Consider the following 22019-nt stretch of genomic DNA (forward strand, 5'->3'; position numbering starts at 1 on the left):
AAAAGAGACCTTTCTCAAATAGTTACTAGTAGTTTTGTTGACAATAATTTAAATTAAGAACAAATATCTTATTCGTTTCTTAATAAGCTTTCTTCAGAGAAAAGCAAGAACAGTAATCTTGTTAAAATAAACACAAATTGTTCTTTATAAACATAATATACTACTATTAGTTGGAAAAGTCAACAATTTATGTTTGTTTTTGTTTATTTTTTTATAAAATCTCAATATCAAATCCAACCTGATCAAAATCACTAGGTTTTATAATCTTAACATCTTTCTTATCTTCCAGTCTATCTCCTTCTTCTATTGAAGTAGACAAACCTGACCATGGTTCCAAGGCAATAAAAGGCCCTTTATTAAGAGTTGACCATACGATTAAATATGGAAACTCTTTAAAATTTAGTTTCAAACCTTTATTATGTTTTCGTGAACGCAAAGCTACTGTTCGAGATTTCAACTCATCTAATGTCACAGCATCATAGCTAAAAAAGTCATAATTCAAGTCTATTTCTTTTTTATTGTTTAACCAAGAACTTCTATCTTTGAAATCCAACATTCCTGTTTCTGGGAAAGGTTTTGGAACTGTACATGTTTCTGGCTTTTCAAATTCAAGATAGTAATCTTCATATACCTCGTCATCTAGTAAGGGACAGTTAAAACCAGGATGCCCACCGATAAAATATGGCATACTCTTTTCTGATTCTTTATTATAGATTTTATACTGAGTACGTATGGTTTTCCCATTGACTGTATAAGTGATTTCTAAACGAAAATGATAAGGGTAATTTGCATACATTTCTTCATCGTCTTCGATAGCGAATATAACAGAATTATCTGTTTGTTCTACTAATGTAAAATCTTTTTTTCGTACTAAGCCATGTCGAGGAATTTTTCCTTCTTTTTGACTACCATCTTCCTTATCATAAAGGACCGTATCATTTCTTACTGAACCACATATTGGGAATAATACAGGCGCTTGTCCACTCCAATAAGTTGGATCCCCCTGCCACAAATACTCTACGCCTTCCTTGTCCTTTATGGAAGAAAGGGCGCCTCCAAGCGTTTGAAACTCAACATTTAATTGATCTGATTTTAATACAATCATAAGTCTTACCTCCAATTCTCTAAAAAAACTAGGCTGACTGCTCCATAGTGGAAACTGACAACCTAGTTCTTACAATTTACATTTTTAGGAGCAAATTATTTTGCGTTTGCTGCGTATTCTTCATTACGTTTAATCATTTGTTTTCTGTACCATGCAAAGATACCAACGTAGAATACAAGGAATACTAATGCGCCAAGGATAGCTTTGATATCACCAGTTGTAGCGTTACCAATTGCCCAACCAAATAGTTTTTCGATTGGTCCTTCAAGAGTTGAGTGAGTAATCAATTGTGATTGGTTCACACCTTCTGGGAAGGCACCTACACCTTTAGCAAGTTCAGTTGCGAATGGTGCGATAAGTGTACCTGAAAGAAGGAAGAGTGGCAACAAGAGAGTTCCGAAGATAATCATACGGAGCAATTTACCACGAGTAACTACCAAGAGAGCTGGAGTTACACCCATAGCGATGATACCAGCAAGTGGCAAGATACCATTTCCGACATTTGAAAGAAGCACTGCTTCAACCAACATGATTGGTGCAAGTACGTTAGCACAAGCCCAGATTTCAGCACGACCAGCGATAAATGGCCAGTCAAGACCGATGTTGAATTTACGTCCTTGAAGACGTTTAGTAGCAACGTTTGTAATACCTTGTGAAAGTGGTTCTACGGCTGCGATGAACCATGAACCGATCAATGAGAAGAGCTCCAAGCAGACACCGGCAGTCAAACCAAGTGACAACCAGCCTTTAATAACAAGTTCCCATGAAGATGCATCTTCTACTCCAGCAACTGGATGTGGAGTACCCATCAAACCGATAACGATACCAAGGATGAAACCGATGAAGAATTTAGATCCCCAGAAACCGATTCGTTTGTTCAATTTAGCAGCGTCAAAGTCGTATTTATCAAGACCTGGGAAGAATTTATCAAAAATCTTATCCAAAACCATGATAACTGGGTTCATCATGTAGTTCATGTGAGTTGAAGTCATTGGTGATGAACTTGGTGCGTTAAGAAGGTCGTCAAATGTTGGTTTCATCAAGTCAGAGTTGATGATTTTAAGAACCCCAACAAGAACAACTGCTGCAGTCGCGATGAAGAGTGAAACTCCTTGGCTAACTCCATTGTTGTCAGCGTACCATTTAATCAAAAGTCCTGTGATAGACAAGTGCCAGATATCGAAGATATCAACGTCAAGTGTATCAGTTTTCTTAATTGCAAGCATTACAATGTTGACAATCAACATAACTAGCAAGAAGTATAGAGTCCATGCAGATCCCCAAGTGATTGTAGCAAGCGGTGCCCAACCAACGTCGGTGATGTTCAATTGAATACCAGTATTTTCAACGAATTTTGCAAGTGAAGCTGAGAAAGCTCCGTTAAGCATTCCGATGATAGCACCGATACCAGTAAGCGCGATGGCAAGTTTGATACCACCTTCAAGTGCTTTGGAGAATTTAACTCCAAAAAGCAAGGCCAATACTGTCAAAATGATCAGCATGATGATAGGGCCACCCATAGCCAAGATTGGTTTAAAGAAATCGTTGGCTAGATTGATAATGAAATCCATAATTTTTCCTCCCTTTATTTTTATGGAAAATTACAAAATAATAATTAACTTAATCCGTGTTCTTTGATTGCTGCTTCAATATTGTCATATACTGGAGCGCTCATTGCTGGAATACGGAACAAGATTGGTCCAGCTTCTACTACTGGGATACCAGGGTCAAAACCTAAGTCAGTTGCAGCAATTGGTGTGAAGATATCATAACCTTTAATCAAGTCTTCATTGACATCTTTTACCATAACTGCGTCACACTGTACATCGTAACCACGGCTTGAGAGCTCTTCTTCTAGAGCGCTTTTAATTTGGTGGCTTGAGTTGACACCTGCACCACATGCAGCAAGAATTTTAATCATTTGGATTTCCTCCGATTTTTATTTACTATTTATTTATGAATTTAAACAGTTGCTTCTGAGATATACTGGAACAAAGCTTCTGGTTCTGTAATCTTAGAAAGTGCTTCTAGATGACCATTACCTGTAAAGAAGTCCATCAATTGAGCGAGAATATTAGTTTGACTCGAACTTGAATTATTGATGATAAAGAAGAGTAATGATACTTCTACTTCCTTGTCAGGAGCAATCATGTTGTGGAATGTTACTGGTTTCGCTAAGCGTACCACAACAACGTTTTCAGTTAAATTATGAATCGTGTCTGTGTGAGGGATTGCTACATTCGGCAAGTCCTTCCCAAGAAATTCCATATCTAAACCGGTTGGGAACATTTTTTCACGTTCAATCAATGCCGATCGATAGGTATCCGTAACAACTTTCTTTTCTTCCAATAGGGTTGCAACTTGATCAAAGAGTTGCTCTTGATTATCTGCTTCTAAACAAAAAACTAAGTCTTTGCTGAAGAAATGATCTAATCCCATGACCTTCTCCCTTCATATTTAACTTTTATGATACAAGTATATCACTATATGAAACCGTTGTCAATATTTTTTGTTGCATTTTGTTTGATTTTTATTTTTTTTGTTTGATTTTAAACAGCAAATAATTTTAAATAGTTTTGAAAAAGATAGAAAAAAACAGGACATACATCCTGTTTTTTTATCTATTAATTTTTTTTCGTAGTCCAACTTTGTTCAATCAATGGAAGCATATCCTTTAAAACTTCAGGTGTTCCTTCTAGAGAAACGTATCTAAACTTACCATCGTCTGATTTAAAGATCCAGATCACTAGATATTTACCATTTTTAGCAATACAGTTTACGACATAGGCGTCATAACCACCAATTTTTGACTTAGATCCCCAAACTTTAGAGAAATCCTTGCTTTGTTGTTTAGTTTGATAAACACTAGTAGAGACTTGAACAGCATCAAGAGCAGCATATTCACTTTCACTAACACCAAGGTGCTCTGGTTTAAAAGTATTTAGGGTTACGATATTGATGTCCGTTCCATCACAGTACTGAATATCATCACCACCCTCAACTTCTGTAAAATGAATCCATGATTTTGGCACTTTTACGTAGCCATAAGCATCTGACCCAATTACCTGTGTATCTTTAATTGTTGATTCGGCTACAGTTGTTGTTTCTTGAGCTGTGGTAGTTTCCTGGACTGTTGTTGTATCTGAAGCTGCTTCTTTTTTAGATTTTGAAGTATTACAAGCAGCGAGGCAAAGGCAACATACTAAAAGTGTAGATAAGCTGACGATTTTTTTCATGCCCCTTCTCCTTTCACTTCTATTCTAATGAAAGAAAAGATAAGTGTCAAAAGATAACTGTATTAGGAATCAATTATTCTTCATCCATACTCAAGACACTTAGGAAGGCTTCTTGAGGAACTTCTACTGATCCAATAGCTTTCATACGCTTTTTACCAGCCTTTTGTTTTTCAAGAAGTTTACGTTTACGCGAAACATCTCCTCCATAACATTTGGCAAGAACGTTTTTACGAAGAGCTTTGATATCTGTACGAGCTACAATCTTGTGTCCAATAGCTGCTTGGATTGGAACTTCAAACTGTTGACGTGGAATGATTTTCTTGAGTTTATCAACGATGAGTTTCCCACGTTCATAAGCAAAGTCCTTGTGAACGATAAAGCTGAGTGCATCAACCTTGTCTCCATTGAGAAGGATATCCATTTTAACCAGTTTAGATGGACGATACTCTGACAATTCATAGTCAAAGCTTGCATAGCCACGTGTTGAAGATTTGAGCTTGTCAAAGAAATCAAAGACAATTTCAGCAAGTGGAATTTGGTAGATAACATTCACACGATTATCATCGATATAGTCCATCGTCACAAAGTCACCACGTTTGCGTTGAGCTAGTTCCATAACAGCTCCTACAAATTCCTGTGGTACCATGATTTGTGCTTTAACATAAGGTTCTTCAATCGTTGCAATTTTAGTAGGATCAGGAAATTCGGATGGATTCGATACATCCATAGACTCGCCATCAGTCTGATTGACCTTGTATATAACGGATGGTGCAGTCATGATCAAGTCAATGTTGAACTCACGTTCCAAACGTTCTTGAATAACATCCATATGAAGAAGACCCAAGAATCCACAACGGAAACCGAATCCAAGAGCTTGCGATGTTTCGGGTTCAAACTGAAGACTAGCATCGTTCAACTGCAATTTTTCAAGGGCTTCACGAAGGTCATTGTATTTATTTGACTCGATTGGATAAAGACCTGCGAAAACCATCGGATTCATCTGCTTGTATCCAGATAGGGGTTCTGAAGCAGGGTTTGCCGCCAAGGTAACTGTATCACCGACACGAGTGTCTTGAACAGTCTTGATAGATGCCGCAATATAACCAACGTCACCTGTCGCAAGGAAGTCACGTCCTACAGCTTTGGGTGTGAAGATTCCGACCTCAGTAACATCAAAGGTTTTACCATTGCTCATGAGCTGAATTTTATCACCTGGCTTCACAACTCCATCCATGACACGAACTTGGAGGATAACGCCACGATAAGCATCGTAAACTGAGTCAAAAATCAAAGCTTTTAATGGTGCTGATACATCACCAGTTGGTGCTGGAACTTTTTCTACAATTTGCTCTAAAATATCTTCAATTCCAATCCCAGCTTTTGCTGAAGCTAATACAGCCTCACTAGCATCCAGACCAATGACATCTTCAATTTCTGTACGCACGCGCTCTGGATCTGCAGCAGGCAAGTCAATCTTGTTAATAACTGGAAGGATCTCCAAATCATTATCTAAGGCAAGGTAAACGTTAGCTAATGTTTGAGCCTCAATCCCTTGGGCAGCATCGACTACTAAGATAGCACCCTCACAGGCAGCTAGAGAACGCGATACCTCATAAGTGAAGTCCACGTGTCCTGGTGTGTCAATCAGGTGGAAAATATATGTTTCGCCGTCTTTGGCAGTATAATTAAGCTCGATGGCATTGAGTTTAATAGTAATTCCACGCTCTCTCTCTAGGTCCATACTATCAAGAAGCTGAGCTTGCATTTCACGACTAGAAACCGTCTCTGTAGCCTCCAAAATACGGTCCGCCAATGTTGACTTCCCATGGTCAATATGCGCGATAATGGAAAAGTTTCGGATCTTCTCCTGACGTTTTTTCAATTCTTCTAAATTCAAGATTCTCTTCCTTTCAGGGTATCTATTAATTATAAATTGTTTTTATGTTTTTGACAAGACCATAATACCCTGTAGAGAGTATTAATCTTCAGCAACAAAGCCGTCATTTTCGATGAAATAGTGGTCTGTCATACCTTGGTCAGTAAAGACAATTCCATGAAGGACACCACCATAGACAGCTCCTCCATCCATTCCGATTTTTCCATCTTCTGTCATCCAAAGTTCTGCAGTTCCTGGTTTTTGTTCCAAAAGTCCGTAGACTGGTGTATGACCAAAAACAATTGTTTTTCCTGTGTGATTAGGTGCCTCGTGGAATGGTTTTCTGAGCCAGACTTTCTTGTAATCTGTAGTTTCATGCCAATCATCCAAAGTTAAATCAATTCCAGCATGAACAAAGATATACTTATCCGTTTCAATCACGAATGGCATTTGTCGGATAAAAGCAACCAAGTCTCCTGCTTCAGTTTCTACACGCTTAGCATCTGCTACTCCATCTACTGGTGCATCCAGTGGACGCCCCAAAATAGAATTAATAGTTGTATCCCCACCATTACGACGATAGTGGTCATAGCTTTCTTCAGGATTATCCAACCAAGTTAAAAACATGTACTCGTGATTTCCTGAAATGCAAATCGCTCCTTGATTTTCTACCAAGTCCTTGACCATTTCAAGAACACGTCGACTATCTTCTCCTCTATCAATCAAATCTCCAAGAAAGAGTAATTGAGTTTTGCCATCCCATGTTTTAAGAAGGTCTTCAAGCATTCCTGCTTTTCCGTGAACATCTCCAATTACATAATAGTCTGTCATTTATTTCTCCTTACTTTGCAACAATTCTCTCGCTTGACTAAGTGCCGCTTCAGTCACATTCTCCCCTGCCAACATCTTGGCAACTTCTTCTACTCTTTCTTCAACTGTCAACAAGCGAACTGTTGAAACAGTTGAATGGTCATTACTAATTTTTTCAATAAAGAACTGATAATCTGCGATCGCAATGACTTGAGGAAGATGAGATATAGCCAATACTTGACCATTCTGACCAATTTTATGAATCTTTTGAGCAATTGCTTGGGCTACACGACCTGAAACTCCTGTGTCCACTTCATCAAATACAATGCTGGTCTTACCTTCCTTACGAGAAAAAGCAGACTTGATCGCCAACATGAGGCGAGATAACTCTCCTCCAGAAGCTACTTTAACCAATGGTTTAAAGTCTTCTCCAGGGTTGGTGGAGATGTAAAATTCAACACTTTCATTTCCTTCACGAGTAAACTTACCTTTAGTAAATTGAACCTGAAATCGAGCCTTGTCCATATAAAGGTCTTTGAGTTCTTGCTGAATCTCAATTTCTAATTGTTGAGCTAAGTTATGTCGAGCAGATGCAAGCTTAGTTGCTAAGTCAACTAGACTTACTTCCAATTTTTTGAGTTCGACTTCCATATCATCTGAAGATAAATGATTGCCAGTCAAAAGATTGTATTCTTCTGTGATTTTAGCAAAGTACATCAAGACATCGTCAACATTCCCACCATACTTACGTGTAATGGCGTGAATGAGATCTAAACGGCTTTCAATCTGCATGAGACGATTACCGTCGAAATCTAAATCTTCGATAATATCTTCTAAACGTTTAGTAACATCTTCTAGAACATAATAAGATTCAGATAAGGAAGTAGAAATTTCACGATATTCTACATCATACTCTTCTAAACTTTCCATATCATTCATAGCTGAACGCACGTTAGCTAGACTTGAAAATTCTTCATTATCTAACATTGTATAAGCATTAGTCAACGTATCAGCAATGTTTTTATGATTTAAAAGTTTATCTCGTTCTTGGTTTAGTTTGAGGTCTTCACCTGGCTGTAAGGACGCAGATTCAATTTCAGCCATCTGAAATTCCAACATTTCAATACGAGCTTTGTGCTCTTCTTGATTTTTCTTAATCTCAAGAAGTTGCTTACGCATTTTACGATAAGCATCAAAGTTTGTCTGATAGGCCTGCTTCAGTTCCAGAAAGTCTGCATCACCAAACCCATCAAGCATCTGAATGTGCAATTGAGGACGCATTAACTCTTCTTGATCATGTTGGCCATGGATATCAACAAGATACTGTCCAATTGAGCGAAGAATAGATAGATTAACCATCTGTCCATTGACACGACTAACACTACGCCCGTTTTGTAAAATTTCACGACGGATGATGATTTCATCACCTAGCTCTATTCCTTGCTCATCAAAAATCATTTGCAAAGCATGACTGTTTTCAACCGAGAAAAGACCTTCAATTTCAGCCTTAGGAGCACCATGACGAATGACGTCCGTTGTGGCTCTTGCTCCTAGCATCATATTCATAGCATCGATGATGATAGACTTACCAGCACCGGTTTCCCCCGTCAGAACTGTCATTCCCTTCTCAAAATTAAGTGAAATAGCCTCAATGATGGCAAAGTTTTTAATTGAAATTTCAAGTAACATAAGGCCCTACCACTTTTTAACTTGCTCAACAATCTCTATAGCTGCTTCTTCAGTTCGCGCCACAATTAAAATTGAGTTATCATCTGCTAAACAGCTAAAAATCATATCCGAAAATGTTTGAGTCAATTGACTTTTAACAAAAATTGTATTCCCAGGAATAACTTCTAAATTAATGAGATTACCCATTCTTTCGAAACTTTCGATATTGTTCTCAGCTAACTGTAAACTTTTAACTACTGACTTTGGTAATTCATAGACATATGTATTGTCTTTCAAAGGAATTTTTACAATCCCTAATTCTTTGATATCACGTGAAACAGTTGCTTGAGTGGCAGAAATCCCTGCTTCTTTCAAGTGTTCAACGATTTCTTCCTGTGTTCCGATTTGATAGTCAGTCACAAATCTTCTAATCTTTTCAAGTCTCTCTTTTTTATTCATCTTTAAACTCTCTATGTGCTTTTTCTACTACTTTTTCTATTTCAGAAACTACTTGGTTGCTTGCATGTTCTTCTTTACGTAAATAAGCAAGAAACTCAATATTCCCATGTCCACCTTGAATAGGAGAGAAATCCAATCCTAAGACTGAGAATCCTTCATCAACTGCCATTTTAGTAACTGATTCTAAAACATTTTGGTGAACTTTGGCATCTCTGATAATTCCATTCTTACCAATCTGTTCTCGGCCTGCTTCAAACTGTGGTTTTATGAGTGCAACAACTTCCCCTTGGTCGACCAATATTCTGTGTAGAGCCGGTAAAATGAGACTCAAAGAAATAAAACTCACGTCGATACTTGCGAAACTTGGCTCTTCTTCAAAGTCATTCTTTTCAGCATAACGAAAGTTAAATTGCTCCATGCTGATAACACGTGAATCCTGACGCAATTTCCAGGCAAGCTGATTGGTCCCAACATCAACGGCATAAACCAGTTTTGCACCATTTTGAAGCATGACATCCGTAAAGCCTCCTGTTGAAGCGCCGATATCGATGGTCGTTTTGCCTTCAACTGATATATCAAATTTTTCTAAAGCTTTCTCAAGTTTCAAGCCGCCTCGACTCACATACTTGAGTTTCTCACCCTTGAGTTTTAATTCAGTATCATCAGGAATTTTTTCTCCTGGTTTATCAAAACGCTCACCATTAAGGACTGCAATCACTAAGCCAGCCATTACGCCCCGCTTAGCCTGTTCTCTTGTTTCAAATAAACCTTGTTTGTAGGCAAGTACATCTACTCTTTCCTTAGGCATTGATTCTCAAACTTTCTACTATTTTTACAATTGGTTCTTTATCAAAGTCAACTAATTGGCTAATCACGTCTAACTTTTCATTAGCCTGATCCAAAGTTCGGTTACAAAAAACTTTTGCCTCATCCAATCCTAACAAAGCAGGATAGGTTGATTTCTCAGCTTGCAAATCTTTTTGTGGTGTTTTACCAATTTCCTCAAAACTAGCAGTAACATCAAGGATATCATCTCTCACTTGAAAAGCAAGCCCAATCAGCTCTCCAACTGTTTTCAACTGTTTTTGAAGATTTTCATCCAATCCTGCAATAACTCCTGCCGCTTGAAAAGGGAAGGCTAAGAGTTTACCCGTTTTATTAGCATGGATGGTCTGAAGTTCTTCTAGGTTTAAATGTTTACCTTCACCTTCCATATCCAAAACTTGGCCAGCGACCATCCCCATACTTCCAGAAGAAAGGGACAAAGTAGCTATTAAATCTACCTTAATTTCGTTTGGCAAGTCTGCTTGCGCTATCAAAGCATAAGGATCTAAAAAGAGGGCATCTCCTGCTAAAATTGCTAGTGCTTCACCAAACTTCTTATGGTTGGTTAAACGCCCACGACGAAAATCATCATCATCCATAGCAGGAAGATCATCATGGATTAGACTTCCTGTATGAATCATTTCAAGAGCTGCAGCAACCTGGGCATGAGCTAATGTAATAGGTACCTTTAAGGCATCTAAAACTTCTAAAAGCAGATATGGCCGAATCCTTTTACCTCCAGCATGTATGGAATAGAGAACAGCATCTCTGAGATTAGCAGCTAATTGCTGGTCTCCATAAAACTCCTCAAGAGCTGATTCAACCAAAGCTAATTTTTCTTGCTTGTTCATAGAAGTTCGCTTTCTGTTCCATCTTCTTGTATGACTTTAACCAGGGTCTTTTCTGCTTTATCAAGTGTTGCTTGCAATTCTTTTGAAAGAACCATTCCTTTTTGAAATGCAGTAATAGCATCTTCTAAAGCAATTTCGCCATTTTCTAAACTCTGAACAATAGTCTCAAGCTCTGCTAAATTATCTTCAAATTTCTTTTGTTTTGACATCTTTAACCTCTAATTCTACCTGACCATCTCGCATCATCAACATCACCTGGTCATTTTTTTTCAAATCATTTGCTGAAGATACCACGGTATCCTCTTTTTTAACAATCGCATATCCCCTTGCTACAATACGACTCGTATCTAACATGAGTAAAGCTTCTGACAAGCGTTTTACTTCAGCAACCTTAGCATCATAGATCACAGCCATCTGGCTACGCATTAATTTTTGTAACTGTTGAATACGATCTTGGTAGCGCTGAATCTTGACATTTGGCGATAATTGCTCCAAACGGTGAATTTGAGCTTGAACCTTCTGTTGATTTCTAACTAACTCACCATTCAATCCCTGCTTCAGTCGAAGCACTAACTGATCCAAGCGTTGCAGATATCCATCATATAAACGCTCTGGTTGCCTGAAGATGACTGATTGACTAAGCCCTCTCAAGGCTTCTTTTTTCTTTGATAAAGTATTTTGTACAGCAGTAGCCATTCGTTTCTCTTGATTTTTAAGGTAGGTCAGTAGATCTAACTTAGTCACAGGTGTAGCTAACTCTGCTGCAGCAGTTGGTGTTGCTGCTCTCTTGTCGGCAACAAAATCAGCCAAGGTTACATCCGTTTCGTGGCCCACACTTGAAATAATCGGTAAACGAGATTCAAAGATAGAACGCACTACAATCTCTTCGTTAAAAGCCCAAAGATCCTCAATTGATCCACCACCACGACCAATGATCAGAACATCCAAGTCTTCTCGTTCATTAGCTCTAGCAATGTTACGGGCTATCTCCTCTGCTGCCCCTTCGCCTTGAACCTTGGTAGGATATAAAACAATCTCAACCCCTGGGAAACGTCTGCTAACGGTAGTAATAATATCTTGTATAACAGCACCACTACGACTAGTCACAACCCCGATGCGTTTTGCAAACTGAGGGATTGCTTGTTTAAAGCGTTCTTGAAAAAGGCCTTCTTCCGATAATTTCTTTTTTAATTGTTCGAACTGAATCGCAAGAGCCCCTACACCATCAGGCTCTGCCTTTTCAATGATGATAGAGTAGCTCCCACTTGGTTCATAGACTTGGACACGACCGATAACATTGATCTTCATCCCTTCTTCCAAATCAAAACCTAGTTTCTGATAAATACCTGACCAAATAGTCGCTTGTATTACAGCTCGATCATCTTTTAGAGAAAAATATTGATGAGTTGGACGCTTGCGAAAGTTAGAAACCTGACCAGTTAAATAGACCCTCTCCAAGTATGGGTCTTTATCGAATTTCATTTTCAGATACTTAGTCAAAGTTGTTACCGACAAATACTTTTCCATCTCAACCTCCTTCTTTCTCTAGTTTTTCCTGGGTATTATTATACCAAAAAAACGTTTAAAAATCTCTCTTTTCACCTCTGGAATACGAAAACAAGACTGGATTTCTTTGAGCTTGTCTAATAATATACAAAAGCCCTCGGAAAAATCCAAGGGCTTTAATTAGTTCACTGAACTAGATTATTTTTTAAGGTTGTAGAATGATTTCAATCCACGGTATTCAGCTACTTCACCAAGTTGATCTTCGATGCGAAGCAATTGGTTGTATTTAGCGATACGGTCTGTACGTGAAAGTGAACCAGTCTTGATTTGTCCTGCGTTTGTTGCAACTGCGATGTCAGCGATTGTTGAATCTTCAGTTTCACCTGAACGGTGTGATACAACGGCAGTGTAACCAGCTTCTTTCGCCATTTCAATAGCGTCGAATGTTTCAGTAAGAGTACCGATTTGGTTAACTTTGATAAGGATTGAGTTAGCAGCACCTTCTTCGATACCTTTTTCAAGGTAAGAAGTGTTTGTTACGAAGAAGTCGTCACCAACCAATTGAACTTTACCACCAAGACGTTCAGTAAGAGCTTTCCAACCGTCCCAGTCGTTTTCGTCCATACCATCTTCGATAGTGATGATTGGGTATTTGTTTACCAATTCTTCAAGGTAGTCGATTTGTTCAGCAGCAGTGCGGACAGCAGCTCCTTCACCTTCGAATTTAGTGTAGTCGTATACTTGACGTTCTTTATCGTAGAATTCTGATGATGCACAGTCAAATCCGATAAATACATCTTTACCTGGAACATAACCAGCAGCTTCGATAGCAGCAAGGATTGTTTCTACACCATCTTCAGTTCCGTCGAAACGAGGAGCGAATCCACCTTCGTCACCTACGGCAGTTTCCAAACCACGTGATTTAAGGATTTTCTTAAGTGCGTGGAAGATTTCAGCACCCCAACGAAGAGCTTCTTTGAATGTAGGTGCACCAGCAGGTACAATCATGAATTCTTGGAAAGCGATTGGAGCATCTGAGTGAGATCCACCATTGATGATGTTCATCATTGGAGTTGGAAGAACTTTAGTGTTGAATCCACCAAGGTAGCTGTAAAGTGGGATTTCAAGGTAGTCAGCAGCAGCGCGAGCTACAGCGATAGACACACCAAGGATTGCGTTTGCACCCAATTTACCTTTGTTAGGAGTACCGTCAAGAGCGATCATAGCACGGTCGATAGCTTGTTGGTCACGTACATCGTAGCCGATAATAGCTTCAGCAATGATGTTATTTACGTTGTCAACAGCTTTTTGTGTACCAAGACCACCGTAACGAGATTTGTCACCGTCGCGAAGTTCAACTGCTTCGTGTTCACCAGTAGAAGCTCCTGATGGAACCATACCACGTCCGAAAGCACCTGATTCAGTATAAACTTCTACTTCAAGTGTTGGGTTACCGCGTGAGTCTAGGACTTCGCGAGCGTAAACATCAGTAATAATTGACATTTTTTACTCTCCTTTGAGTTTAATTATTTTACACCTCTATGATACATCAAAAAGATACCTTTTTCAAGAAAAAACGTTATCTTTGTGCAAATTTTCCTTAAGTTTGTTAAGTAATCGCTTTCTTTTCCGCCTTATCTATAGACTTTTATGATATACTATATTTATGACTGATGTATCAAAACAAATATTAGAAAAAGCTCATGGCGGGCTTAAATTAAATCCCGACGAACAAAGACGTTTTCTTGGTACCTTTGAAGAACGTGTTCTTGGCTACGCTGAACTCGCTACTGCTAATGATGACAAATTTCAAAAAGGTTTTTTGACTATTTTGGAGACTTTAAAAAAAGGAACTGAACCTCTGTTTGTCAAGATTTCTCCTCAAGTTGAGTTTGAAAAACAAGTTTATTATTTAAAAAATGCTAAAGATTCTGATTGCCAAGCAACTATCGTTTCTGAAGATCATAACTCTTCTCCTTTCGGACTGGTTATCCATAGCGATGTTCCGGTTCAAACAAGTGAAAAAGACCTCAGAAAGGCCTTTTCAGACTTGTGACAAGAGAAAGAGACGAAAGCTCCTACTTCTCTCTGGAAAAAATGGTTTGGTTAACTCTATCTCAAAGACATGATTTGTGCGATGCTTGCAGCTGTATTTTCTAGATAAACAGCTGCTTTTTTTAGACTGTCTGCTAACGGTTCGCTTTTTTCAAGTATGGAAAAAGCTGCGACTATGTTCTCAAATGGTAAGGGTGGTAAATCCTCTGATAAACTACCGCAAATAGCAAGAACTGGAACACCGTTTGGTGTTCTTTTTGCTACTCCAATTGGCGCCTTTCCAGCTAGACTTTGCGAGTCCAGTCTGCCTTCGCCAACGATAACTAGGTCTGCATCAGTAACTTTTTGATCGAAGTTTATCAAATCCAAACAAGTTTGAATACCAGATACAATCTCTGCTCCTGCGAAGGCACACAAGCCAGCGGCAATTCCACCACCTGCTCCTGCACCATCTAATTTTAATATTTTGGGTCCAACTTTACTATAGAAGTCTTTAATAGCAGCATCAACTTCTTTAAATTTAGATGGATCCAATCCCTTTTGTTTCCCAAATGTAATGGTAGCACCATAAGGTCCACAAAGCGGATTGGTCACATCTGCTAATATTTTTATATGTACATCAGAAGGAATTTGAATTACTCTTTCCTTCAAAATTTTCCTGATATCAAATAGTGATTGACCATTTGCTTGAAGTACAATTCCGTTTTTGTCATAAAACTGGTAACCAAGTCCTGAAGCAATGCCAATTCCACCATCGTTACTAGCTGTACCACCGACACCAACGTAGATATCTTTGATTCCTTGTTCTATCAAATGGAGAATAAGTTGACCAATTCCCTTTGTTTGAATCTCTAGAGGATTACGTTTTTCATAAGGAATTTTTTCAAGACCCACTAAATTTGCAACTTCAAATAGAGCTAATTCTCTTTTTTGAAAGTAAGACATCAAAACCTCATCACCAAAAGGTCCAGTTACCTGTACTGTTTTTTCTTCCAAACCTAGAGAACTTTTAATGGCGTCTACTGTTCCTTCACCTCCATCACCAACAGGTAAAAGTAAACACTCCACGTTAGGTATGGTCCTTTCGAATCCTCTTTTTATAGCTTCTGCTACTTCGTTTGCAGGAAGACTCTCTTTGAAAGAGTCCGGCGCGATAACAATTTTCATTTTGATTCCTCTTTCTATCTAAAGGAAGTCTATCATTTCCAAAACTTTCCCAAAATCTCTCTCATCTACCTGAAGATTTATTTCCTTTTTCACAATATCCTTGGCACAAAAGGCTATTCCGAGTCCTGCACTTTTAAGCATTTTTAAGTCATTAGCTCCATCACCGATTGCAATCGTTCTATCAAATGGCACTTCAAATTCTTCAGCCCATCTCACTAGGGTTGCTTCTTTTACTTCTCTGCTTATAATAGGACCAATTAGATTTCCAGTTAAATGATCGTCTTTGATTTCCAGTTGATTAGCAGTAAATAATGAAATCCCTAAATCTTTTGCTAATCTTTCTACAATAGTGGTAAATCCGCCTGATACTAAACCGACTTCTATCTGATTTTCTTGAAGAACTTTAATAAACTTGGCAGCGTTTTTACTAAGGTGAAGTTCATGATAAATCTTATCAAAAACATTGATAGAAAGACCTTTAAGAAGAGAAACACGTCTTTTTAAACTTGCTTCAAAGTCTAATTCTCCTCTCATAGCTTGAGCTGTTAGCAGGGCTACTTCTTCTTGGCACTCTGCCTCTTTCCCTAATAAATCAATAACCTCTTCTTCTATCAGAGTTCCATCTACATCGAGCACACAGAGACCGTTGATTGTTTTCATTTATAATCCTTACTTTATTATCTCAAAAAATCGTATGAAAGCATCATACGATTTTATTTATTTAATTTGCTAAGCTGTGATATAAATCAAGATAAGACTGACAAGCTGTATCCCAAGAGAAATCACATTCCATAGCTTGTACTTGAAGTTTCTTCCAAACGTCAGGATGATTATAGTAAACATCCAAAGCAGTTTGAAGAGCCCAGTTAAGCCAGTAAGAGGTTAAGTTATTAAAACTAAATCCTGTACCCGTTCCTTCAATTGGATTGAATGGTTGAACAGTATCTCTCAACCCGCCTACCTCATGAACAAGTGGTAATGTTCCATAACGCATCGCCATCATTTGAGAAAGTCCACAAGGTTCAAAACGACTTGGCATGAGGAAAATATCACAGGCTGCATAAATTTCTTGTGCTAGCTTGACATCAAAGGTAATATTGGCAGATAGTTTATCTGGGAATACTTGACCAAACCATGAGAAGGCTTGTTCAAAACCAGGATCACCTGTACCCAAGAGAACGATTTGAACATCTTCTTGAAGCATGCGATGCAAACCTTCAACGACGACATCAAAACCTTTCTGTCTTGTCAAACGCGACACAATACCAATCATTGGAACATCAGAACGAACTGGAAGACCAACTTTTTCTTGAAGTTTAGCTTTATTCTGAGCTTTTCCTGATAAGTCAGACTTGTTAAAATGGTAATCCAACAAAGGATCCGTTTCTGGATTATAAAGATCCGTATCGATTCCATTTACAATACCAGAAACCTTACCAGACTCCATTCGTAAAATCTGATCCAAGCCACATCCAAACTCTGTTGTCATGATTTCATAAGCATAGCTTGGCGATACAGTAGATACACGATCTGCATAGAGGATACCAGCCTTCATCCAGTTCAGGCAGTCATTCCAGCGAACTGTACCATCCGCATAACGCTCAAAACCAACTCGGAACAGATCCCAAAGCATACCTTCAGAGAATTGACCTTGGAATTCCAGGTTGTGGATCGTTAAGACAGTCTTAATGTTTTGATAGGCTTGAATCCATCTGTATTTTTCCTTCAACAAGAAAGGAATCATAGCTGTATGATAATCATGAGCATGAAGAACATCTGGAATAAATCTAATGCGCTCCATAGCCTCCAGAGCTGCAAGTTGGAAGAATGCAAAACGTTCACCATCATCGAAATCACCATACACATGACCACGGAAGAAATAATACTGGTTGTCAATAAAGTAGAAGGTAACACCATTTAAAACAGTCTTCTTAATGCCACAAAATTGTCTACGCCAACCAACGTATACTTCAAATTGAAGAACATCTTCAATTTGATCACCAAACTTGGATTCCACCATGTCATAGTATGGCAGGATAACAGCAACTTCATGACCAGCTTTAACTAATGATTTTGGAAGAGCCCCGATAACATCTCCCAAGCCACCTGTTTTAGAAAAAGGGGCTCCTTCGGCTGCTACAAATAAAATTTTCATGAAAGAATGTCCTCTGTTACTTTTTCACCTTTTTTGATGACAACAGGATTTTCTGCTGTACCACGAATAACAACTCCATCAGCTACTTCAGCACCCTTATCAATAATTGCATACTCAACTTGAGCACCTTCACCAATGACAACACGAGGGAAAACAATAGATTCTTTAACTAAGCTATCTTTATGAATTTGAACATTACGCGAAACAACTGAACGAACAACCTTACCTTCGACAATACTACCTGAAGCAAACTGCGAAGTATTTACTTCACAACCAGGTGCATAATAAGTTGGTTCTTCGTTTTTCACCTTTGTGTGAATCTTTTGATTTGGAGAGAATAAAGAGTAGAATTTATGCAGATCAAGCATATCAATATTGGCTTGGTAGTATGTTTCTACAGAATGAATATTAGCTAAGTAACCAGTATACTCATATGCAAAAGCACCTGATTCCGCTGCTAAGTCACGTAGAACATAACGTAGTTTTTCTGGGTGTTCTTTCTGAGCTTCTTCTTCCAGACGTTCAATCAACCATTGAGTATCTACAACAAAGATATCCGTTGACATGTTGTAGTATTCTTGTTCAGCTTTTTTATCGAAGAGTTTGTGAGAAAGCACGTGGTCAGTTTCATCAATATCTAGGATAGCATTTACTTCTGAAATATCCTTTTTAGGTAGTTTCTTATAAACGACTGTGATAGGAGATTTTGTAGTATTATGCAAATGGAAAACCTGAGTAAGATCAATATTTACCAAAACGTCACAGTTCAAGGAAACCGTTTGGTTAGATCCAGAACGTTTTAAATAAGTCAAGAGTTGTTGATAATACTCTTTACCAACAGTACTACTTTCCACACGAGTATTATAGATTCCAAGATAGTAGTGGCTAAGAAGGGTATTCAAGCCCCATTCACGTCCTGAACGAATGTGGTCAAATACAGAGCTGATGTTATCTTGTTGGAAGATTCCAAAGACACTTCGAACACCAGCATTTGCTAAACTTGAGAGTGGGAAGTCAATCAAACGATACTTTCCTCCAAATGGTAAACTTGCCACTGGACGGTTACTTGTCAAGGTTGACATATCATGGAAACCAACGGTATTTCCTAAAATCGCTGAATATTTATCAATCTTCATCTGTTGCTACCCCCACTACTTCGTTATATCCGACTACTTGTACTTCTTCTGTACCATCAATTTCAACACCATCGGCAATAATTGCACCTTCACCGATGATTGCACGTGTAATTTTAGCACCTCTACCGATAACTGCTCCACTCATGATGACAGAATCAACAACTTCTGCTCCCTTACGAACTTGAGCAGCTGTAGAAAGAATGGAATGTTTTACAGTACCATTCACGTAACATCCATCTACTACTAGAGAGTCTTCTACTTGAGCAAATTCTCCAAGGTAGTTTGGTGGAGCGATAAGGTTACGAGAATAAATTTTCCATTGACGATTTCGGCTATCTAGAGCATTTTCTGGAGAGATGTATTCCATATTTGCTTCCCAAAGAGATTCGATTGTACCAACATCCTTCCAGTATCCATTGAACTCATAAGCATAGACACTTTCACCAGTTTCAAGATAATTTGGAATAACATTCTTTCCGAAATCAGACATATCTAGGTTAGCCTTTTCAGCAGCAACTAGCATGTTGCGAAGTCGTTTCCAGTCAAAGATATAAATCCCCATTGATGCCTTGGTTGATTTTGGTTGGGAAGGTTTTTCTTCGAATTCAACAATGCGATTATTAGCATCTGTATTCATGATACCGAAACGACTAGCTTCTTTTAGTGGTACATCCAAGACAGCTACTGTCAAGCTGGCATTGTTATCCTTGTGTGATTGGAGCATATCATCGTAGTCCATCTTGTAGATATGGTCTCCTGAAAGAATCAAAACATACTCAGGATTAATGCTATCGATATAGTCAATATTTTGGTAAATCGCATGACTTGTACCTTCAAACCAACGATTTCCTTCACTTGCAGAGTAAGGTTGAAGGATAGAAACACCTGAATCAATTACATCAAGACCCCAACTAGAACCATTACCAATGTGGCTGTTGAGAGCTAGTGGTTGATACTGTGTAATAACCCCAACATTATGGATACCAGAGTTGGCACAGTTAGAAAGAGCAAAGTCAATGATACGATAGCGCCCACCAAATTGCACAGCAGGTTTTGCAATGCTTTGAGTGAGTTTACCGAGACGAGTTCCTTGCCCACCGGCAAGGATTAAAGCTAGCATTTCATTCTTCATTTTCTACTCCTTTTTGAGATTTATTTGATTCTTTTTTAGCGGGTTTCAAGCGACGTTTGATTTTCCATATACTTGCCCCCAAAGCTGGCAATGTAAAGGTCAATGTCTGCTCATAATCCTTCCATAACCCTTCTTGAGTTTGAACGGTTTGGTTATGCTCTTTCCAAACACCTCCCCATTGTTCCAACTCTGTATTCCAAATTTCTTCATACACACCTGCAACTGGCAGTCCAATTGTGAAATCAGGACGTTCAACCGGTGCCATATTGAAGACACAGACTAGCATCTCGCCTTTCTTTCCTTTACGAATAAAGGAAAGAACACTCTGATCTCTATTATCTGCATCGATAATTTCAATTCCATCATAGCTTGTATCAATTTCCCAAAGACAACGGTGGTCCTTATAAAGTTGATTCAACTGAGATGTGAAGTATTTCATCTTGGCATTCATTGGATCTTCAAGGTTTGACCATTCTAATTGCTCTTCTGATTTCCACTCTAAGAATTGACCGAATTCGCTACCCATAAAGAGCAATTTCTTACCAGGGTGACAAATTTGATAAGTATAAAGATTTCTAAGGCCTGCAAATTGATTGTAACGATCCCCCCACATCTTATGCATCATACTCTTCTTACCATGTACAACCTCATCATGTGAGAATGGTAGGAGATAATTTTCATTAAAGACATACATAAAACTGAAGGTTACAAGGTTAAAATCATACTTGCGGTAAATTGGATCTTCTTCGTAGAAACGTAAGATATCATTCATCCAGCCCATGTTCCACTTGTAATCAAATCCAAGACCACCCATCTCTTTCGGACCTGTTATTTTAGTTGCCGAAGAGCTTTCTTCTGCAATCATCATGACATCAGGGTGAGCTAGCTTAATAACAGTATTTAAACGCTGAAGGAAATAATAGCCTTCGTAGTTAAGATTTCCACCGTCTTTATTTGGTGTCCAAGGTGCATTATCATAATCAAGATAAAGGATATTACTTACGGCATCTACACGGATACCATCTAAATGATAAAAATCAATCCAGAACTTAATGCTAGAAATTAGGAAAGATTGTACTTCGTTTTTGCCTAAGTCGAAGTTTAATGCCCCCCAACCATAGTTATGAGCTTTGTTATGGTCTTGATATTCAAAAGTCGGAGTTCCATCAAAGTAGGCTAAGGCATCATCATTGATTGTAAAGTGACCTGGCACCCAGTCAACAATAACTCCAATATTATTTAAATGACACTCCTCAACAAAGTCTTGAAACTCTTCTGGTCTTCCGTAAGAATGTTCTAAACCGAAATATCCCATCAGTTGATAGCCCCAACTCAAACCTAGCGGGTGAGCCATCAAAGGCATAAACTCTATATGAGTGTAGTTCATTTCAACTAAGTAAGGAATCAACTCTTCTTTTAATTGAGCAAAACTATATGGAGTTCCATCTGGATTTCGTTTCCACGAACCAGCGTGTGCTTCGTAAATATTAACTGGTCTTTCGAAGAATCCCAAACGTTTTCTACGAGCTAACCAAAGTCCATCCTTCCATTTCTTTTCTGGAATTTCTGTTAACACAGCCCCTGTTCCTGGACGTGCTTCATACCGAACAGCTAAAGGATCAATCTTCATAAGCTGATGACCGTTAGCCCGTGTGATATGATATTTATAAATCTGACCTTCTTGGGCAAAAGTTGTAAAAACTTCCCAAACTCCAGATTCGTTTCGAACCATAGGGATTTGATTTTCAACCCAATTCGTGAAATCACCGACTAGATGAACAGCCTGCGCATTCGGAGCCCAAACACGGAATGTGTAACCCCATTCCCCGTCTTTCTCCTCACGATGTGCGCCCAAATAGTGCTGAAGATGGAAATTTTCGCCTGTTGTAAAAGTTCTTAAAGCTTCTAATGTATCCATAACCCCCCCTTTATATTGTAAGCGTTTTCTATATTTCTATTATACTATCTTTTAAGAAAACTTTCAACCAATTTCCGAATTATCATAAATATTTTTTAGAAAATCTTCAAGTAATTATCT

General features: G+C 38.4%; 21 protein-coding genes. 1 reads left to right on the forward strand and 20 read right to left on the reverse strand.

Features of this window, described 5'->3' with window-relative positions; translation table 11 throughout:
* Positions 1 to 211: 211 nt before the first annotated feature.
* The 14 genes from O3643_RS02025 to eno form a co-directional block, all read right to left on the reverse strand.
* Positions 212 to 1105 carry an aldose 1-epimerase family protein gene (locus tag O3643_RS02025; RefSeq protein WP_371499486.1) on the reverse strand — a complete coding sequence of 298 codons (894 nt, stop codon included), beginning with the start codon at positions 1103 to 1105 and terminating at the stop codon, positions 212 to 214.
* A gap of 95 nt (positions 1106 to 1200) precedes the next feature.
* A complete protein-coding gene (locus O3643_RS02030) occupies positions 1201 to 2676 on the reverse strand; it encodes a PTS galactitol transporter subunit IIC (RefSeq protein WP_281137220.1) in 1476 nt (491 codons plus the stop codon).
* Between the two features lie 44 nt (positions 2677 to 2720).
* Positions 2721 to 3026, reverse strand: coding sequence for a PTS sugar transporter subunit IIB (locus O3643_RS02035; protein WP_006151856.1), 306 nt, complete (start codon positions 3024 to 3026; stop codon positions 2721 to 2723).
* Between the two features lie 41 nt (positions 3027 to 3067).
* The gene (locus O3643_RS02040; RefSeq protein ID WP_254804068.1) at positions 3068 to 3544 is read right to left on the reverse strand and encodes a PTS sugar transporter subunit IIA; all 477 of its coding nucleotides are present in this window, start codon (positions 3542 to 3544) and stop codon (positions 3068 to 3070) included.
* 185 nt (positions 3545 to 3729) lie between these two features.
* Positions 3730 to 4341, reverse strand: a complete 612-nt coding sequence (locus O3643_RS02045) for a hypothetical protein (RefSeq protein WP_371499489.1) — start codon at positions 4339 to 4341, stop codon at positions 3730 to 3732.
* A 73-nt stretch (positions 4342 to 4414) separates the two neighbouring features.
* Positions 4415 to 6238, reverse strand: a complete 1824-nt coding sequence (gene lepA, locus O3643_RS02050; RefSeq protein WP_036757546.1) for a translation elongation factor 4 — start codon at positions 6236 to 6238, stop codon at positions 4415 to 4417.
* Positions 6239 to 6319: 81 nt separating this feature from the next.
* Complete coding sequence (locus O3643_RS02055; RefSeq protein WP_371499491.1) at positions 6320 to 7048, reverse strand: metallophosphoesterase family protein; 729 nt, start codon at positions 7046 to 7048, stop codon at positions 6320 to 6322.
* A complete protein-coding gene (gene recN / locus O3643_RS02060; RefSeq protein WP_371499493.1) occupies positions 7049 to 8716 on the reverse strand; it encodes a DNA repair protein RecN in 1668 nt (555 codons plus the stop codon).
* Between the two features lie 6 nt (positions 8717 to 8722).
* Positions 8723 to 9154 carry an arginine repressor gene (locus O3643_RS02065; protein ID WP_371499495.1) on the reverse strand — a complete coding sequence of 144 codons (432 nt, stop codon included), beginning with the start codon at positions 9152 to 9154 and terminating at the stop codon, positions 8723 to 8725.
* Positions 9147 to 9962 (reverse strand): TlyA family RNA methyltransferase, encoded by an 816-nt coding sequence (locus O3643_RS02070; RefSeq protein ID WP_371499497.1) that lies wholly within the window; start codon positions 9960 to 9962, stop codon positions 9147 to 9149. Before O3643_RS02070 ends, O3643_RS02065 begins: the two co-directional genes overlap by 8 nt.
* Positions 9955 to 10830, reverse strand: coding sequence for a polyprenyl synthetase family protein (locus tag O3643_RS02075; protein ID WP_371499499.1), 876 nt, complete (start codon positions 10828 to 10830; stop codon positions 9955 to 9957). Before O3643_RS02075 ends, O3643_RS02070 begins: the two co-directional genes overlap by 8 nt.
* Complete coding sequence (locus O3643_RS02080) at positions 10827 to 11039, reverse strand: exodeoxyribonuclease VII small subunit (RefSeq protein ID WP_371499501.1); 213 nt, start codon at positions 11037 to 11039, stop codon at positions 10827 to 10829. The genes O3643_RS02075 and O3643_RS02080 overlap by 4 nt, the downstream gene beginning before the upstream one ends.
* Positions 11017 to 12357, reverse strand: a complete 1341-nt coding sequence (gene xseA / locus O3643_RS02085) for an exodeoxyribonuclease VII large subunit (protein ID WP_371499503.1) — start codon at positions 12355 to 12357, stop codon at positions 11017 to 11019. Before xseA ends, O3643_RS02080 begins: the two co-directional genes overlap by 23 nt.
* 177 nt (positions 12358 to 12534) lie before the next feature.
* Complete coding sequence (gene eno, locus O3643_RS02090) at positions 12535 to 13839, reverse strand: surface-displayed alpha-enolase (protein WP_371499505.1); 1305 nt, start codon at positions 13837 to 13839, stop codon at positions 12535 to 12537.
* A gap of 163 nt (positions 13840 to 14002) precedes the next feature.
* Between eno and O3643_RS02095 the strand changes: the two genes are divergently transcribed.
* Positions 14003 to 14392, forward strand: a complete 390-nt coding sequence (locus O3643_RS02095; RefSeq protein ID WP_371499507.1) for a DUF1694 domain-containing protein — start codon at positions 14003 to 14005, stop codon at positions 14390 to 14392.
* Positions 14393 to 14448: 56 nt separating this feature from the next.
* On the opposite strand, the gene O3643_RS02100 is transcribed toward O3643_RS02095, so the two are convergent.
* The 6 genes from O3643_RS02100 to glgB form a co-directional block, all read right to left on the reverse strand.
* A complete protein-coding gene (locus O3643_RS02100; RefSeq protein ID WP_371499509.1) occupies positions 14449 to 15558 on the reverse strand; it encodes a glycerate kinase in 1110 nt (369 codons plus the stop codon).
* An 18-nt stretch (positions 15559 to 15576) separates the two neighbouring features.
* On the reverse strand, positions 15577 to 16218 hold the full coding sequence (gene serB, locus O3643_RS02105; RefSeq protein WP_371499511.1) for a phosphoserine phosphatase SerB: 642 nt from the start codon (positions 16216 to 16218) through the stop codon (positions 15577 to 15579).
* A 61-nt stretch (positions 16219 to 16279) separates the two neighbouring features.
* Positions 16280 to 17713, reverse strand: coding sequence for a glycogen synthase GlgA (gene glgA, locus O3643_RS02110; RefSeq protein WP_371499513.1), 1434 nt, complete (start codon positions 17711 to 17713; stop codon positions 16280 to 16282).
* Entirely contained in the window at positions 17710 to 18849 is a 1140-nt protein-coding gene (gene glgD, locus O3643_RS02115) for a glucose-1-phosphate adenylyltransferase subunit GlgD (RefSeq protein ID WP_004253504.1), read from the reverse strand. Before glgD ends, glgA begins: the two co-directional genes overlap by 4 nt.
* Positions 18839 to 19981 carry a glucose-1-phosphate adenylyltransferase gene (locus O3643_RS02120; RefSeq protein ID WP_371499515.1) on the reverse strand — a complete coding sequence of 381 codons (1143 nt, stop codon included), beginning with the start codon at positions 19979 to 19981 and terminating at the stop codon, positions 18839 to 18841. The genes glgD and O3643_RS02120 overlap by 11 nt, the downstream gene beginning before the upstream one ends.
* Positions 19971 to 21899 carry a 1,4-alpha-glucan branching protein GlgB gene (glgB, locus tag O3643_RS02125; RefSeq protein ID WP_371499517.1) on the reverse strand — a complete coding sequence of 643 codons (1929 nt, stop codon included), beginning with the start codon at positions 21897 to 21899 and terminating at the stop codon, positions 19971 to 19973. Before glgB ends, O3643_RS02120 begins: the two co-directional genes overlap by 11 nt.
* Positions 21900 to 22019 lie beyond the last annotated feature (120 nt).

Origin of the sequence: Streptococcus sp. 20925_1_44, assembly GCF_041432435.1 — a bacterium.
GTDB classification, from domain to species: domain Bacteria; phylum Bacillota; class Bacilli; order Lactobacillales; family Streptococcaceae; genus Streptococcus; species Streptococcus infantis.